This is a genomic window from Microbulbifer variabilis ATCC 700307 (assembly GCF_000380565.1).
Taxonomy (GTDB): Bacteria; Pseudomonadota; Gammaproteobacteria; order Pseudomonadales; family Cellvibrionaceae; genus Microbulbifer; species Microbulbifer variabilis.
In genome coordinates, this window is the sequence record NZ_AQYJ01000029.1 from 218,907 (window position 1) to 235,806 (window position 16,900).

A 16,900-nucleotide genomic window follows, 5' to 3' on the forward strand; every position below is an offset into this window, starting at 1 on the left:
GATAAGGGGTTGATTTATTTGATTGGATAGGAGGTTTTACCTTCTAAATATAAGAATGATCATGTTGAAAATGGTGAAAAATGAATAATCAAATAATAAGGTTTTTAGCTCATTGGGTGATTCTTTTTGGAGCTTTTCAAGCAAAGGCGTTTGAGCCTAAATCAGATTTATCGGTGAACTTGGAGCGTGTCCGCTATTGTCATAATTTTTGGTGCACCCGGCAGGATACTCAAACTGAGTATCTTGCTTGGGAGCAAGAAGGTGTCAGTAATACTCATCAGCTATACACTCAGATTGCAAGGTTGAGGCAGCCAGCGCGAGAAGATGTGCGGAACTTGGTATTTATTGCAGCAGGACAACAGCCACCAGGATACGGTTCTGAAAGTGCAGTAACAGGGCAGGGGGATAACTATAAAAGAAACTGTGGTATCTCAGAAAAATCCTGCTCCCGAAGCATAGATGGCCGCTCCCTTGCCCGGCAGGTTCTGGATTCAGAGTATTTTCCTGCAGATGATACCTTCTTCGCCGTAGCTTTTGATGCACAATTTAACTATTTGGTGAGTAGCGGTGAGAAATCTCGTATAGAAAGTGCCTACCTTAATTGGTTAAAATCCAAAGCTTATGCTTCCAATCTTGAAAGCATCTACTTGGCGGGGTCATCCAGAGGTGGTTGTTTAGCAATGCGCTTGGCAAAGGCTCTGCGTAATGATCCGGACTTTCGTAACATTCGAACCATTGTTCATAGTTTTGATGGAGTCTGTAAATGGGATCAGAATGAAATGGGAGTAACTTCTTCTTTTTTCCGTAACCCGGAAAACTCAACTTATTTGAGCTACTATACTGATCTCAATGCTCAGTTCCCCTATAAAGACAATTTATATATCCGTCAACTGGCAGGCGGTGATGAAGTTATTGAATTTACAGGGGTGCACTCTTTTGTCTATACAGCAGAAGATATCAATCTAGGTTGGTATGCTCAAAGCTGGGTCAATTTGGACCATATTACTATCGATCGAGATATGTACCCAGAAGTTAGAGATCAGACCGTGGTACCATTTTTAAAGCATTTGGAAGAAGTTTTTTAATCCGTTTCGTTGATTTCAATTGATCTAAAATCAATTATTTGTATGTTTAATTGATTGGGTGTGAGGGTTGCTGTTAAGCAGCCCTCTTTACCTAACTGGAGTTTTATTTTGTAGAAGCCTAATAAGTAGGTGATTAGCTGTATTTATGCAGAGTAGCTGGTCAGTTGGTTGAGCCAATAAATGATAGTGGAGAATTCATTTTAATATAGCCAGCCTGTTTTGAAGGAAATTCCTACATATACAAATAGAACGGAGAGAAGTGTTACTGGAATTATATGATAAGCGAGAGCCTTCAGGTTTCTGGTGGACAGGTTCGGAATAATCCTGATCCTTGCGTCAATAGCAAGGAGGAATGTAAGGCCCAATATGATTAGCTTATATGAAATAAGCCTCGAAACCGGATTTGAGAAGTTAAACCACTGGGATATATCGGGTAAGAGGCTAAAGGCTAGATAGATACCGGAAAGAATCTGTATAAGAAGCGCAGGAATACCAATTTTCTCATAGCTGCTTTCGAACCTTGAGATAAATTCTATATCCTGACTTCTTACGGCTGAAGGGAGGATTGTGCATGCGAGCACCAGATGCCCTCCAGTCCAAACAGTTGCACCTAGCAAATGCAAAAACAATACTACCTCGTACATTTCTATCCCATTGTTTGATCCTTTTAAGCACTATATCTATATATGATATTGGTGCCCACCAATTTCTCGGGTCGGTATGATGAATATTATTGATGTATTGTTAGCGGAATTACTTCATGCAAAAACGAGATGAAAGTTGATGTAGGTCAAGATGATAAGTTGGATTATGTAGTAAGAGTCTACTAACTAATAATGCCGAGATGTCATGTACTTTATGCATTAGTCTTTCAATAATTTCCCATTCGTTACTCCATTATATAACTACCGTTACCTATGAAACCTGGATAGCCGCAGATGACGGCACCTTCGGTGACTGGAGGCAGTGCGAGGCAGGCGAACTGAACTGACTACTGGTTTAACTGGGTATGTTAAGAGATTTCTGCATACCCAGGTTAACAGGCAGTTATACTGTAAGGCGGTCGGTCTTTGGTCAATCTTAAGACCGATGCCTTTGCCTACTGCAACAATACTCTACTTTATTCTTGACTCCTGAGAGTCCGAATAAAAAGTAACACTTAAAAGCTTGTTTGTTTCCATTCATTTACTGCCTCTAGAGTAAATTTCTGTCCAGTGTCACTGCTGTTGCACTTATAAACCTGTAGCTGTTCTCCATTGTCGGCACTTGCCCCTGGTGTATCAATGCAGTATTGCCAGTCTTTGTCGCGATTTTGAATAATCCCGCTTTCCTGTACCTGCCATTTTTCTGAGTTTCCACCATCGCAATCCCAAAGGTGCATTTTGTCACCATTGTCGGCAGAGCCTGAGTTGTAATCGGCACAGTATTTATTGTTGCCTTTAGGTCTTAATTGCCCCTCAGCGGTGTAGACAAACTGTTGTTCGTTGCTCGAGTTGCAGTTGGCCAAAGTCAGGTTGGAGCCATTGCCATAGCCTTGAGAAACATTCATACAGAGATTTGGGTTTTGAATGGACTGGATGCGAAAATATCCAGGTAGGCTTCTTCGCACACCGACAAAGGGTATGGCTTGGCTGGTATAGCCCGGCGTGTCATTGACAGTATTTGGATCCATGCCAATAGCGGTAGCGCCGTGTGCAACCGCGATATAGGAATAGCCAAAATCTGTATTGCTGAAATCGCCAGAGCTGCTCCACAAATGCATCAATTGTTTACTGTTCGCCGCTTCATTGGCTGTTATTTGGTAATGATCGCCGGCTTTTACATTACCGCAAAATATCTTCTGGGAGCTGCTGGAATCCATGGAGTCTATATTGCCAGAAAACTCTTCAGGATCGGCAGTATCTACATCAGGGCAGAGGAAGGCATGTAGAGGGTAGTTATCCAGCGCCGATTCCATACGACCATTGACATTACCCGATTGCCCCCCAGTGAAAATTACCAGAACTTTTTTACCATTAGTGAAAAGCTCGCTGATAGTAGGCCAGCCGATACTCTTTAATGTGCTGCGATAATTCGTTGAAGTTGAGCTTTGTTTAAGGTGATTGACCATATCCTGGTAGCTGAACTGAAGACCCCCCAACTCTTGTTTGATATATTGATCCAGCAGATAAATTTCATCCGCATACCATGCTGCAAACCAATTGCTATTCGGCTTCATGTCAATATACAGCATCAGTGGGGCATCAAGCTCATTGTTGGCAAGCCATGCCTTAATGTCGTCCAGGCAGTTTTCCAGACGATCATCTCCGCCGTTACTTTTACACATATGATTGCCGATATCACTCTGACCATGGGCGACATAGGGGCCGTGGCTGCTGCCTTGCCATGGGCCGTGATCAACTACATCCAGTTCTAGGGAGCGGAAGCCCTTATCCAGCCAGTCAGTTAGTGTTTCCCCACTGGCTAAGCGCTCATAACTATTGTGGGGTTGCAGGTAGTAAATCTGATCAATGCGATGGCTGGATTGTACTGGGTCTGCTACGGCCAGTATTGTGCTAGCAAAAGCTGTAGAGCTTAACAGTGTCATAGCTGACAAAATAAGTTTGCTGAAGAAGGGCTTCGACATTGGGGTGTCCGCTTATGTTGAATGTTTTTTATTGCTATGGAAAGAGGTAGTTAAAGTTGGATTATATGAACAACTTATGAAGAACATATGACGCCGGGAAACTGTAAAGAATATATCTGAACTTTTGCTGAGTTCCTCACAATTTCCGGCTTTTTAAGCGTATTTTTAATAAAAGCTAGAGTTTCTTCCCCAGCCTCTTTTCCACTTGCTTTTTTTCCCACTCGGGCCCAAATAAGCTGAATACCTCAAATACACTCATGCCGTGAGATATTAAACCTATGCCCCAGCCAAGTGCGGCCCATAGCACCCAAAAGTAACCTGGCGATGTAATCAGGTTCAGTATGAACAAACCAATTATCACCAGTACATAGGTGATTACGTGGGAATAGAATGCCTTAATGTCGCGAACGTGTTCTATAACCCGCTTTTCTCTGTCGGATATATCCTGCTCTGTATTCACTTCGCTCTCCTGTAGTTCTGATAAGTCGATTTCAAAAACAGCAGCTAAAGCTTTCCGTGATTCAAGGCTAGGGTTTTGCCCTCGCTCTATTCTCTGGATAGTCCTGATGTTGAGCCCGCTTATTCTGGCCAGTTGTTCTTGGGACCACCCGCGTTGAAGCCTTAGTTTTCTGATGATCATACAGCTCCTTTAAATTGGCTTTTGGAGATATTTATAGTGAATTTCGCAGCTGTCGGGAACTGGCATCTAGGTGACTTCCTTACGACATTATCTTTATTATCAATGAGTTAGGGCCTGGCTATGCTGTCAGTTGATAGCGGTAACCCCAACTAAAACACTCTTTTTCCCCGTGCGGTGTGAGCGTTCCATTGTAGATCGATACCTTATCAAATATCTGCGTGACAAGTTATTTAACTACCAAACCAGCTGAAAATATGAATGAGTTATCCTAACTGGAAAATAATTTATGGTGACCTCTTGCGGTAACTAGGCCTGCCAATAGATATGGGTAATGAGAATTGGGTTTATCAGAGAATGACTATCTCGACAGCCGCTGGAAGTGGTATGCGCTTGTTCTTAGCGATCGGTAAAGTGGCATAAGGGCGCTTGGTTTTAACAAGTGCCCTTATGAACAACATAACGGGTCTAGAGAGTGCTATCCGGCTGATTTTCCGGACGTGCGTCGATAAACGCCGGTAGTTCATTACAGGCTTCGGCGATTTTCTGGATTTTCGGGTAGTTATCCATTTCCATACCGAAGCGCTCGGCGCTATAGATTTGTGGTAATAGGCAGCATTCAAAGAGCCCAGGTTTATCGCCAGCTGCGAAGGGCTTGGGGTCTAGCTCTTGTTCCAGTGCTGAGAAACCCAAGTGAATCCAGTGCTGAATCCACTGTATTTTTTGCTCGTCACTAATCTTAAATTCAGCCTGCAGATACTTGAGGATGCGCAGATTCTGTACAGGCTGAATATCACTGGAAATAGTGTGAGCCAGTGCGCGAATGTGGGCGCGGTTTTCGCGCCCCTTTGGTAAGAGGGGCGGTTGCGGATAAGCTTCATCCAGCCACTCCAGTATGGCCATAGACTGGGTAAGGCTAAAGTTGTTCTCGTTAAGTGTGGGCACTAACCCCTGCGGGTTGAGGCTTTGGTAGCTATCACTCAGCTGCTCACCTTTTAACAGGTTCACTGGGTGGTAGTTATACTCGAGTTCTTTCAGGTTCAGGCCTATACGAACCCGGTAACTCGCTGAGGAGCGGAAATATCCGTAAAGATCCATTCTCTTTCCTTTCTTTCGTTGTTATTGCTTTGGCAACATAAATTGCCGGTTTTAAGAACACTTTTCAGTCGTGTCTCGAGTCACTCGTTTTTCCATGAATTAACATAGTCTCCCAGCTCTATCGCATGGGCGTCAGGCAGTATGTCCCACGGTGTGCGGCTATCGATCATTACTGCGACTTCGTCGGTTTCTTTCCTTGCATGCTTGGCGCCAACGGCGAAAGCTTTAGGGTGGGGTCCATGGGTAAATCCCATGGGATGCAAGGTAAGCATCCCCGGATGAATATTATCGCGGCTGAAAAAGTTGCCGCGATGGTAAAAAATCAATTCGTCATAATCATCGTTATTGTGGAAAAACGGTACCTTGAGTGCACCCGGATCGCTTTCCAGCGGGCGGGGTACAAAGGTAGCCACCACAAAACCGGGCCCAACAAAGGTAGTGTGTGCAGAGGGTGGTAGATGATAGCGGTGGCTCATAAGTGGGCGTAAATCCCGCCAATTAATTCGTACCACAAGGTTATCGCCGGTCCAGCCCCTGGCGTCCAATGGGTTAAAGGGGTAAATAATCGTAGAGAGCTGCTGGCGGGCTTTTACGATCACGCGCCATTCAGTGTCTCCCTGCTGGGCTTTAAAACCATCATCAATTTTGGGGACATCGAGAATCGCCTGATCAAAGATCGCGTTCGGGCCAAGAACGCCCCTATCTGGCAACTGGAAGTGGCCGCCAGTTGCCTCGGTCATTAACAATTCCAGAGGTTCATCCAGGGTGGGAGCCAGACGCCACATGGTGCCTCGCGGCAGCACAATGTAGTCCCCATCACGAATGCTCAGGTGGCCAAAATCGCAGTAAAGGTCTCCGCTGCCATTATGTATGAAGAGCAGCAGGTCTCCATCGGCATTACGCACCAAGTGGTCCATTGGGTCATTACAGGTCCACAGGCCTACGAGGCTGTTGTTGTTGCGTAGAATTGGCTTTTGATCCCAGGGGCTACTGCCTTTGTGGACCAATTGAGTGGCATCAAAAGCATGAGGACGCAGTGGTCCCTCAAATTTGCTCCAGCCGGTCGGGGGATGGCTGTGGTAGAAATGGGTGCAGGGGCCAAAGAAACCTTCCTTGCCCATCTCCCTTTCAAAAGTATTGGCTGGAAAGTCTGCATGGGCTTGGCGGCTGGTTTCACCTTCAATGCGGGGAAAGCGTATCCACTTGTTCATGGGCGGCCTCGCTTATGCTGGGCAGGGCGCTTATCGGCAGGTGGAAAGTTGATCATTTCTGCAACAGTGTCGCGCATATTTCTTGCGTTTAACCGGCATTGGGTTAACAAAGATGGCGCAAAAAACCCTATACTGTGCGACCAATTTTGTCCGGTGCTCCAAGTAATCCCAGCGCAATATTTGCGTGTACAGTGGTTACAATTGAAACCAATGTTAGTTAAATTGAGCATCTGGTACAACCCGGATTCCCAGACAGGCAGGTGTGAGAGCAGCCATGATTGATAACCAAAATACGCCGGAAACGGCGGTAAAGCAGGATGAGTTGCGCCTGGAAAAATTCTTGCCATACCGCCTGTCAGTACTCTCAAACCGTGTGAGTAACGCCATTTCACAAGCCTATGGTGCACGCTTCCATCTCACCATCCCCGCGTGGCGGGTGATGGCCATCCTCGGGCGTTTTCCTGACCTCTCTGCTGCAGAGTTGGTAGAGCAAACGGCCATGGACAAAGTGGCAATCAGCCGGGCTGTTTCCTCGCTGCTAAAGAACGATTACATCACCCGCAGCGAAGATCCTGCAGACCGCCGGCGTCAGGTGTTGAACTTGTCTGAGTTGGGGCGGGAAGTCTACGCGCGCATAGTGCCGCTTGCGCAGCAATACGAAAATGATTTGATCGCCTCCCTTTCCAGTGAGGAGAGGGAGCAACTGGATGGCATTATCGAAAAACTGTTGGTTCGCGCTAAAGAGTGGTCCGAGCGCGGCTTGATCGATGAATAAATAGGATAAATAAAGGAGTTTTCAGATGTTTGAGCATTTAAGCAGCCTCCCGCCAGATCCCATCCTGGGTCTATTGGCCAGTTATCGTGCGGATGAAAACCCCAGCAAAATCGACCTTGGGGTAGGGGTCTACAAGGATGAGGCCGGCCACACCGCGGTTTTGCAGGCGGTAAAGGAAGCGGAGACTCGCTTGTTACAAAGTGAGGAAACCAAAGCCTATATCGGCCCAGCCGGTACACCAGGCTTCAATTCGGTGATGCAGGAGTTGGTACTTGGCGCCGGACATCCCGCCCTGGTAGGTGGCCGCGTACGCTCTGCCCAAACGCCCGGTGGTTGCGGCGCCCTGCGTGCTTTGGCGGAGTTGATCAACCGCGCCAAGGAAGGAGCTACCGTATGGGTGAGCGATCCCACTTGGGCGAACCACGTGCCGTTGTTGGGGAATGCTGGCCTGAATATCAAGAGCTACCCCTACTACGATCGCGCCACCAGCAGCTTGCAGTTCGACAAAATGGTGGAGACACTGAAGAACGTGGGCGAAGGCGATGTGGTCCTGTTCCATGCCTGTTGCCACAATCCCTGTGGCGCGGACCTGTCCCGTGAGCAGTGGAAAGTATTGGCGGAAATGGCCCAGAAACAGGGTTTCACTCCGTTTATTGATATGGCATACCAGGGTTTCGGTGAAAGCCTGGAAGACGACGCCTACGGCCTGCGCCTGATGGCGGAATCTGTACCTGAAATGCTGGTAGCTGCTTCCTGCTCCAAAAACTTCGGCCTTTACCGTGAGCGCGTTGGCCTGGCCATGGTGATCTATGCCAATGGTGAGAGTGCCGATAAAGGCCACAGCCAGATGCTGAGTGCAATTCGCGGGAACTATTCCATGCCACCTTCCCACGGTGCTGCGGTTGTGGAATCTATCCTTACAGATGCAGGCCTGAAAGCGAACTGGGAAGCGGAGCTTACCGAGATGCGTGAGCGCATCAACGGGCTGCGCGCAGGTTTGGTAGAAGGTCTGGCGGCTGCCGGAGCCGCAGGCGATTTCGGTTTTATCCGCCAGCAGAAAGGCATGTTCTCCTTCCTGGGCATTAGTCCAGAGCAGGTGCAACAGCTGCAAAAGGACTATTCCATCTATATGGTGGACTCCAGCCGCATCAGTATTGCCGGCTTGAGCTCCAACAATATGGAATACTTCTGTAAGGCGGTTGCCAGCGTGCTGTAAATTCGGCACATTTGGGGGTGAGCGTACTGCTCATCCCTTAAGATTTATCTAAAGAAGTAAGAGTGAAAGATGGAAGTTGAGCTAGGAGCCCCAGTGTCTGAATCCCCCACCCAAATCTGGACCCCTCAGAGCTGGCGAAACTTCACCGCACACCAACAGCCCAAATATACCTCCACCGATGATGTTACCCAGGTAGCCAAACAGCTTGCTGGCCATCCGCCTCTGGTATTTGCAGCCGAAGCGCGCGAGCTACGCCGTCAGTTGGCCCAGGTAGCGGAAGGAAAGGCGTTTTTGTTACAGGGCGGCGACTGTGCTGAATCTTTTGCTGACTTCAACGCAAACCGCATACGCGATACTTTTAAAGTTTTACTGCAAATGGCGGTGGTACTCACTTTCGCCGGTAATCTACCGGTAGTAAAAGTGGCACGGATGGCAGGTCAATATGCCAAGCCGCGCTCCGCAGATACTGAAACAGTGAATGGTATTGAGCTGCCCAGTTATCGTGGCGATATCATCAATGGTATCGACTTTACTGCGGAAGCTCGCCAGCCTGATCCCCAGCGCATGGTTACCGCCTATAACCAATCCGCGGCTACCCTCAACCTGCTGCGCGCTTTCGCCCAGGGCGGCCTGGCTGATCTGCACCAGGTACACGGCTGGAATTTGAGCTTCCTCAAGAACAATCCCCAGCGCGATAAATACGCGCAGTTGGCGGAGCGTTTACAGGAAGCCCTGGAATTTATGGCGGTATGTGGTGTTACTTCTGACAATACCCCCGCAATTCGTGAGACCGTGCTTTATACCTCGCATGAAGCACTGCTACTGGAGTACGAGCAGGCTTTGACCCGTACCGACAGCCTCACCGGCAAATGGTATGACTGTTCTGCGCATATGCTGTGGATTGGTGAGCGTACTCGCCAGCTGGATGGAGCCCATGTAGAGTTCCTGTCAGGAGTGTGCAACCCCATTGGTGTAAAAGTCGGTCCAGGCATGCAGCCAGATGAGCTGCTGCGTTTGATCGACAAGCTCAATCCTGAGAATGAAGCTGGCCGCCTCACGTTAATTACCCGTATGGGCGCAGACACCCTGGGAGATAAGCTTCCAGAACTTGTACGTGCAGTACAAAGGGAGGGCCGTTCTGTGGTCTGGAGTACAGACCCTATGCACGGTAACACCGTAAAAGCCGGCAATGGTTACAAAACCCGAGACTTCGATAAAATCCTGCGTGAAATTCGGGACTTTTTCTCAGTACATTGGGCTGAGGGCAGTCACCCCGGCGGTATTCATTTGGAAATGACCGGTGAACATGTAACTGAATGCACCGGCGGCGCATGGAAAATTTCCGAAGCAGACCTTGCCAGCTGTTATCGCACACAGTGTGATCCCCGCTTAAATGCTGATCAGGTATTGGAGCTGGCTTTCTGTGTGGCCGAATGGCTGCGCGCAGGGCGAATCGCTTAACAGCTTGGCTAAAAAGCAAATATAAAACCCCTTATTCAGGCTTTGGGCTTGGCTAAGGGGTTTTCTCTTCTTGTTCAAAAAGTCTTTTAATTCAATAGATGGGGAGTTGTAAGAGGCTTTGTAATAATAATCTTGATGACTGTTTACCCAGTTGAACCATTAGTATTAACGGGCTCTTCAAAAGCTTATTCAGTTGTTAATCGTGTGGGCTATTCCGGTAATTGGGGCTCTAATAGTCCTATACTTTTCTAGTACAATAGAGAGCGCTCAAAACTATAAAACCAGTGATGTAGCTCCAGCCAAGACTTATACCCCATTAATGGTGCCGTAGAAACAGGGGGCGGCGATAAAATCATGCAACATATCTTTGGCAAACAGCAGTATGCTTATCGGCAAGAAGCGCAGGCGGAATTGTCCAGATCCTGCTTCGGTCGCCCGTGTACTGGGCATTGTGTTTAATTGGTAAGCCAGGTAACTATGAAGATTGATTTCTGGTTCGAATTTGGAAGCACATATTCTTACCCCGTAGCTATGAAGATTGAAAAAATGGTGACCGAGCAAGGTGGGCACTTGGAGTGGAAGCCTTTTTTACTCGGGCCGATATTCAGTAATCAAGGCTGGCATGATTCTCCTTTCAATATTTATCCTGAGAAAGGCAAATACATGTGGAGAGATCTAGAGAGAATATGTGAAGCTGATGGCCTGAACTATAAAAAGCCAACCAGTTTTCCTCGCAACGGGTTAAAAGCTGCAAGAATAGCTTGCTTATTTTCTGGTGAAAAGTGGGTGCCTGAATTTATCCGTTCTGTATACGCTGCTAATTTTGAGCTTGATCTTGACATCTCACTTGAAGAAATATTGAAAAAATGTTTGCCTTTTTCAGATGAAGAGTCATTTACAAAAATTAAACGTGCAAATACTTCACTGGCAAAGCAAATGCTAAAAGAAAACACAGATCAAGCGAAGAAAAAAGGTATTTTTGGAGCTCCAACGTTTATGGTTGGAGATGAAAAGTTTTGGGGTGGCGATAGGTTGCATGCTGCTATACAGTGGGCAAAAAACAACCAGTAAATGCTTAGTATACTTGTTCCGTTATGTAAAGTATGGCCAGCTGTACTTTCTATATCAAACTCTATTATATATTCGGAAATAACTCTGGCTCTCCTAAAGTTATCTCTGAATCTCCAACGGAGCCGTTCACAACACAAAGACTTTTGGTTGGAAACTTTGATACAGCGTGGAGATGCATCATTAGTGCCGAGAAAAAGTTACCTATAAAAGGGCTCTTTAAGCGAAAACCGAAGGTAATTGTAGAGCCTAAAGAGATGGTTGAAGGCGGCATTTCACAAGTGGAAGAGCGTATATTTCAAGAGCTAGCATTGGCTCTGAACCCAAAAAGCGTGGAAGTACAAGTCTAGTGCTCCGGTTGTAACAAAGGAAAGCAGGGTACACAGCTCTCTCGGAACTCGGCAAGATAGTCTACACAGCACATATTGTATGTTGAACGCTTGCATTGAGCATTAATGCACTAGGAATTAAGTATGCAATCAGCAACTAAAGGTATATTCTTTATACTGGCTTTGTCCTTTTTTTGTTTGGCATAATAGATCTCGTAGAGCAATTAAAAGCAGGCGAGGAAATTAGATGGCGAGCGCCAATAATTTTCTTAGGTTTTGGGCTGGAATATCATTTTTTTACTCATTCTCTGACAGGTTCACTACTGATATTACTACTTGTGTAAAAGGATATCCTGTGAATGTTCATTGGAGGACTCTGTCGATGATGAAAGCAGCGGCTAAATAATGTACCAAATAGTGAACAGGCGAATAAGGCCAGGTAAATAGTGCTACGAACCAGCTACAACAAATGCGTATTTTATGAGTACCCAAATTACTGAATCAGGTATGAGAAGAGTTATTTTAATATTGTCAATTTTAACTATTTCTGGATGTGCAACGTCCATGAATGTATTTGAAAAAAACGTTAGAGCTAATGAACTTCAAGTTCAGGCAGAAGAAGCAAGAGTAATCAATGATTATTCTGGAGCTGCAGAATTGGAAAATAAGGCGGAAGAATTACGAAAAAACGATTCCGTTAATAAAGAAGATATTATTTCAGGTGTTTTGTCCAAGGTTTTTAGCCGAATTTTTGATAAAAAGCCAAAAAGTAAATATCAAGGATGGCAATAGCGCCCGACTATTGGCAACAAAGCTTAGTTTTACGCTCAGCAAGCTGGGCCGAATAGGCTATAAATTTTGCAGTGTGAGGTTTGCTGTAAATGACGTCGTTACACTTTTTAGGTGAATATGAAACACTTTTTAGTTGTGGTATTTATAATTTTCGCTAATTTTACTATGGCTGAGGGTATGCTTGGCATTCCAGAGTCGTTCTTAGGTAAGTGGGGTGGTAGCAAAGATTCTTGTTCTGCACAGTTTCCACTTGATGTGCTTAGTATTGAAGAAAAGCGGATCATATTTTGGGAGTCTTCTGGAAAGCCCAAATTAATTATGTTTGAGAATGATGAACTAGAATTAACATTGCACATGGTGGGTGAGGGGGAAGAATGGTTGTCAGAAGAAGTATATTACCTGGATGCCAGCTCTCAGGTCCTCACCCGCAGAACAAAAAATGGAATGTTCCAATACCACAAATGTACTAGTTAGGCATAATAAGTGCATCGAGGAAGACCACTATAGCAACGCTCTGTCGGTGTACCCAGAAGAAAATATGGATTAAGCACCATTTAGTGCTACTTACACGAGCGCCAGCTGTCAGAGTGCCAAAATGAGATTTATATTGTGTTTCTTACTTGGTGTGTTTTAACTGGATGTATGCTTGTGATTCATACTGCAATGTGTATAGATGCCGAGATTCCGAGAAATAGTGAAAAATTCAAAGGGTACTATGAGGTGATTCTTGAATATCCAAGACAGGAAATAATCACCAGAAAGATTGAATGTGAACGCTATTACGATAGCCAATGCAGCACCAGCGGCAACTCATGGGCATATAGAGAAGTAGGCCAAGAAAATAAGTTTTTTTCGCAAAAAGCTACATTAATACATTTGAGTATGGATTAATAGAGTTTAGCTTGCCTGGTTGCGATCGGTTTGTTACGGAAAAAACAATAAGTAACTACAAGAGCCTTAGTAAGGTGTCTGGAGAAACGTACTTCTTAAGATCATCAGATAAAGATAGGCACACGTATGTTACATCCAGTCTAGGCGAGGTACCGAAGAAAACTATTACTATAAATTATTCAGTCAAAGTGCGGTATGTGGGTCAAAAACAGCTAACAAGCCAATCAACTACATACCTGTCGGAGCCGGACGTATCAGCTATACGTGGCAGTCATAGAGATTTTATGTGCTAGCAAGAAGATAGAAATGGCCATAGAGATAGAAAGAAAATTTCTAGTTGATCATCGAATTGTTTCCGGTTTGACCGGTGGAGTACGTATCTCTCAGGGGTATGTTAATACCGCTGATAAAACTGTAGTACGAGCCAGAGTCAAAGATGATGTAGCGTACCTGACCCTAAAAGGTGAGCTCAGAGGGATGACTTGTTCGGAGTTTGAGTATGAAATTCCGATGGAAGATGCTAGGTGTATCATCGATGAGTTATGTCGAGGTAATACCATCTTTAAAACAAGATATGAGATTCAGCACGGCAAGCACTTGTGGGAGGTGGATGTATTTCATGGCAAGAATGAGGGCCTGATTATTGCAGAAGTGGAATTGTCCAGTGAGGCTGAAGTTGTGGATATTCCGGCCTGGGTAACTGAAGAGGTTACTGGGCAGGTTCAATACTTCAACTCTTCTTTGTTGAACGAGCCTTATTCGGAATGGACAGAAGATAAGAAGTTCCTGTAGTACCGTCTGCTTCACTGGCCGGGAAAATTGACGCGGCTGTGCCGTTAAAGACAATTCATCGCTATGGGTTGCATTATGTGTTCTCCACCCAATGAATAGGAATTAGAGTTTGAATATTAGAAAAGCCGAAATGAGTGATTTTCCTCGATTATTGGAACTTGAACAGTGTGTCATTGATGCGGAGAGACCATTTAACTCTTTATTGAAGAGGAAATCAGCATTCTACTACGATATTAAAAAACTAATTACATGTCCTGAATCCTATCTTTTGGTTGCTGAGGTTGATAGTGAAATTATTGGTACAGGTTATGCCCAAATCAGAGATTCAAAGCAATCATTAGAGCATAAACGGCATTCTTATCTTGGTTTTATGTATGTATCTCCTTACCACAGGAGAAAAGGCGTTAATGCGAAACTAATTAACAAACTAATTGATTGGAGCAAGGGGCGAGGTATTATCGATTTTTATCTAGATGTGTATTCTGAAAATGACCCAGCTATCAGGGCGTACGAAAAAGTTGGTTTCAAACCATCATTGCTGGAAATGAGGCTTAGTCTTGATGAAGAATGTACATAGCAAGCGCATGCTGCCAGACTGGTTTTTCATTGCTCTTTTAGCCAGTTATCAATGAAAACATAATTTTTAGAACCTTTCCAGCTTTAGGGAGTATGTATGGAAAGTTATATCTTATTCTTTATAATCGCTGTGGCAACAATTTTAAGCCCAGGTCCGGGTGTTATCCTGACACTCACGAATGCCATTCGTTACGGTACTTCAGGTGCGATAGGAGGCATTCTTGGAATCGCATTCGGTACCTTTATAGTTGCAGGCGTTTCGGCAACTAGCCTTGGTGTTATCTTAGCTACATCCGCAGTGGCCTTCAGTATTATGAAATATATTGGCGCTGCTTATTTAATCTATTTAGGCATAAAGTTATGGCGCTCGCCGACCAAACAAGTCGAAGCCAGCCTTGGAGGTACAAAAAACAGAAAGCTTCAGTTTGCTGAGGGCCTGACGCTACAGCTTACCAATCCAAAAGCTGTATTCTTTTTCATGTCGATATTCCCCCAGTTTGTTAATTACAATTCAAATTTTGTAGGTCAATTTTTCCTGCTAGTTGTAACCTATAGTGGCTTAGTTATTATAATTCATGCCTTATACGCACACCTTGCTAAGTCGGCACGTGGTTGGCTTTCTTCTGAAAAAGGAGGGCGTATGGTTAATCGGGTAGGTGGGGGTACATTTATGTGTTTTGGTGTTGGTCTTGCGTCAGCTAGCAAGTAAAAGCACAGTAAGACAATTATCGTGAGACATTCAGATAAATGTAAATGTCAAATAAACCCTAATAGGTTTAAATCAGAAGTATAGTTTTCAATAAAACCATGGGTTGGTGTTTAATATGGCATGATACGGAATATTAATAAATAGTTAATCGAGACGTAATAAATAGTAAAAGTTTTATATGATCGCTATAGTAAAATTGGAAAATTTGCACCTGTCGATCCTTCTCTAAACAAAAAGTGTTGGAAGCCTGAGAGTAGAATGACCCCGGCAATTAATGCAGCTAAAAAAGCGAAAATTACCTTCAAAGTGTACGAATACACACATAACTCATCGAGTGAATCATACGGGTTAGAGGCTGCAGAAAAGCTGGGAGTGGCCGAAGCTAAGATTTTTAAAACACTAGTAGTTATTCTTGATAATAAAGAGCTAGCAGTAGGAATAGTACCTGTTTCATCAATGCTAAACATGAAACGCATAGCTAAAGCAGCTGGAGCAAAGAAAGCTACAATGGCTGCTAAATCTGATGTGGAGCGATCCACTGGCTATGTGCTAGGTGGCGTTAGCCCGCTAGGGCAAAAAAAGAGACTTAAAACTATTATTGACTCATCGGCTAAAAATTACGCGACGGTTTATGTGAGTGCTGGCCGCAGAGGGCTTGAAATTGAGCTGGCGCCTAATGATCTAGTAAGTCTTGTCAACGGAGTCTTCTCTAAAATATGTCAATAGATTCATTTATGACAATTACAGAAATGGGGCACGAAAAGGCGTTGCATTCACACTGCAAGTATTATATGTCTTCATAGCGTTAAGAGCATACATGAAACGGACCATATAGCTTGTTCTTTTTTTCCTGTTTTTTGGTGCTAGAGCAGAGTCTGCGTGGGAGCATGACAAAATAATTTATGAATTAAAGCAGGTGAATAAGCTGATTGATATTGGCTTGATGCGAGAAATCAGCCAGCGTCTAACTCCAGGTCATTTTGGATAGATTCAAACAAGAATTAATGTCCCTGAACACTGGAAAAATTCTGAGTTGGAGATGAAAGAAGGCACAATACAGTTTTCTGTTGGGAATAAGAGTTTCTATCCCGATGCTAGAAACGAAGGGCTTCTCAGTTTTGCCATTTGTAAAGGTGGTACAAAAACCGACCTTCACTACAGGGAATTTGGAAAAAATATTCAATCGGCATATAACAAATGGTTAAATAGGAATGTCTACTATATCATAAGTCGCTAAACCAAGTGTTATATGAATCAAAGGAAGTAACCATGAGCGTAAATATCAAGGAAGTTGATGGAGTAAAAATCCAACTTAAGCATAGAGCCTCATGTCATAGCGGTTCTGTAGAAATAGAGCTGTACTTACCGGAGGGACTTGTAGAGCTTCGCCGCTGTGATTGTTCTATGTGCCGTAGGAGAGGAGCGGTTGCTGCTTCCGTATCTTTAAATGGTATTAAAATCTTAAAAGGGGGAGCAGCATTTAAGACTTTATCAGTTTAATACAAGAATGGCGATGCATTACTTTTGTGAGAAATGTGGTATTTATACGCATCACCAGAGGCGTTCTAATCCGAGAGAGTTTGGATTCAACGTGGGGTGCTTGGAGGGTATAAATCCCTTAAAAGTAGAGGGTA

19 protein-coding genes are annotated in these 16,900 nt (G+C 44.7%); 14 read left to right on the forward strand and 5 right to left on the reverse strand.

All coding sequences use genetic code 11. The features are described 5' to 3' along the window. The first annotated feature begins 80 nt into the window (after positions 1-80). Entirely contained in the window at positions 81-1,085 is a 1,005-nt protein-coding gene (locus tag G367_RS0119755) for a hypothetical protein (RefSeq protein WP_020414890.1), read from the forward strand. Positions 1,086-1,285: 200 nt separating this feature from the next. On the opposite strand, the gene G367_RS0119760 is transcribed toward G367_RS0119755, so the two are convergent. From G367_RS0119760 to G367_RS0119780, 5 genes are all read right to left on the reverse strand, one after another. Then, positions 1,286-1,729: a CopD family protein gene (locus G367_RS0119760; RefSeq protein WP_020414891.1), complete on the reverse strand. Its 444-nt coding sequence runs from the start codon at positions 1,727-1,729 to the stop codon at positions 1,286-1,288. A gap of 515 nt (positions 1,730-2,244) precedes the next feature. Further along, positions 2,245-3,711: a ricin-type beta-trefoil lectin domain protein gene (locus tag G367_RS0119765; RefSeq protein ID WP_020414892.1), complete on the reverse strand. Its 1,467-nt coding sequence runs from the start codon at positions 3,709-3,711 to the stop codon at positions 2,245-2,247. 175 nt (positions 3,712-3,886) lie between these two features. Continuing rightward, a complete protein-coding gene (locus G367_RS0119770; RefSeq protein ID WP_020414893.1) occupies positions 3,887-4,351 on the reverse strand; it encodes a 2TM domain-containing protein in 465 nt (154 codons plus the stop codon). A 465-nt stretch (positions 4,352-4,816) separates the two neighbouring features. After that, entirely contained in the window at positions 4,817-5,446 is a 630-nt protein-coding gene (gene maiA, locus G367_RS0119775; RefSeq protein WP_020414894.1) for a maleylacetoacetate isomerase, read from the reverse strand. Between the two features lie 80 nt (positions 5,447-5,526). Next, a complete protein-coding gene (locus G367_RS0119780; protein WP_020414895.1) occupies positions 5,527-6,657 on the reverse strand; it encodes a homogentisate 1,2-dioxygenase in 1,131 nt (376 codons plus the stop codon). 274 nt (positions 6,658-6,931) lie between these two features. Between G367_RS0119780 and G367_RS0119790 the strand changes: the two genes are divergently transcribed. The 13 genes from G367_RS0119790 (at position 6,932) to G367_RS26870 (ending at position 16,766) form a co-directional block, all read left to right on the forward strand. Next, positions 6,932-7,432 (forward strand): MarR family winged helix-turn-helix transcriptional regulator, encoded by a 501-nt coding sequence (locus G367_RS0119790; protein ID WP_020414896.1) that lies wholly within the window; start codon positions 6,932-6,934, stop codon positions 7,430-7,432. Positions 7,433-7,457: 25 nt separating this feature from the next. Then, on the forward strand, positions 7,458-8,648 hold the full coding sequence (locus G367_RS0119795) for an amino acid aminotransferase (protein WP_020414897.1): 1,191 nt from the start codon (positions 7,458-7,460) through the stop codon (positions 8,646-8,648). Positions 8,649-8,741: 93 nt separating this feature from the next. Beyond that, positions 8,742-10,109, forward strand: coding sequence for a class II 3-deoxy-7-phosphoheptulonate synthase (locus G367_RS0119800; protein WP_026305277.1), 1,368 nt, complete (start codon positions 8,742-8,744; stop codon positions 10,107-10,109). Between the two features lie 477 nt (positions 10,110-10,586). Next, entirely contained in the window at positions 10,587-11,180 is a 594-nt protein-coding gene (locus G367_RS0119805; protein WP_020414900.1) for a 2-hydroxychromene-2-carboxylate isomerase, read from the forward strand. A gap of 32 nt (positions 11,181-11,212) precedes the next feature. Continuing rightward, entirely contained in the window at positions 11,213-11,527 is a 315-nt protein-coding gene (locus G367_RS24405; RefSeq protein WP_020414901.1) for a hypothetical protein, read from the forward strand. 459 nt (positions 11,528-11,986) lie between these two features. Beyond that, the gene (locus G367_RS0119815) at positions 11,987-12,298 is read left to right on the forward strand and encodes a hypothetical protein (protein ID WP_157533683.1); all 312 of its coding nucleotides are present in this window, start codon (positions 11,987-11,989) and stop codon (positions 12,296-12,298) included. A 117-nt stretch (positions 12,299-12,415) separates the two neighbouring features. Further along, a complete protein-coding gene (locus tag G367_RS0119820; protein ID WP_020414903.1) occupies positions 12,416-12,772 on the forward strand; it encodes a hypothetical protein in 357 nt (118 codons plus the stop codon). Positions 12,773-12,946: 174 nt separating this feature from the next. Beyond that, on the forward strand, positions 12,947-13,189 hold the full coding sequence (locus G367_RS26255) for a hypothetical protein (RefSeq protein WP_157533685.1): 243 nt from the start codon (positions 12,947-12,949) through the stop codon (positions 13,187-13,189). Positions 13,190-13,495: 306 nt separating this feature from the next. Further along, a complete protein-coding gene (locus G367_RS0119825; protein WP_020414904.1) occupies positions 13,496-13,981 on the forward strand; it encodes a CYTH domain-containing protein in 486 nt (161 codons plus the stop codon). Between the two features lie 109 nt (positions 13,982-14,090). Then, a complete protein-coding gene (locus G367_RS0119830; protein WP_026305278.1) occupies positions 14,091-14,558 on the forward strand; it encodes a GNAT family N-acetyltransferase in 468 nt (155 codons plus the stop codon). 96 nt (positions 14,559-14,654) lie between these two features. Next, complete coding sequence (locus tag G367_RS0119835) at positions 14,655-15,266, forward strand: LysE family translocator (RefSeq protein WP_020414906.1); 612 nt, start codon at positions 14,655-14,657, stop codon at positions 15,264-15,266. Positions 15,267-15,524: 258 nt separating this feature from the next. Continuing rightward, positions 15,525-15,992 carry a Cys-tRNA(Pro) deacylase gene (gene ybaK / locus G367_RS0119840; protein WP_020414907.1) on the forward strand — a complete coding sequence of 156 codons (468 nt, stop codon included), beginning with the start codon at positions 15,525-15,527 and terminating at the stop codon, positions 15,990-15,992. Positions 15,993-16,535: 543 nt separating this feature from the next. Beyond that, positions 16,536-16,766: a GFA family protein gene (locus G367_RS26870; RefSeq protein ID WP_245556724.1), complete on the forward strand. Its 231-nt coding sequence runs from the start codon at positions 16,536-16,538 to the stop codon at positions 16,764-16,766. Positions 16,767-16,900 lie beyond the last annotated feature (134 nt).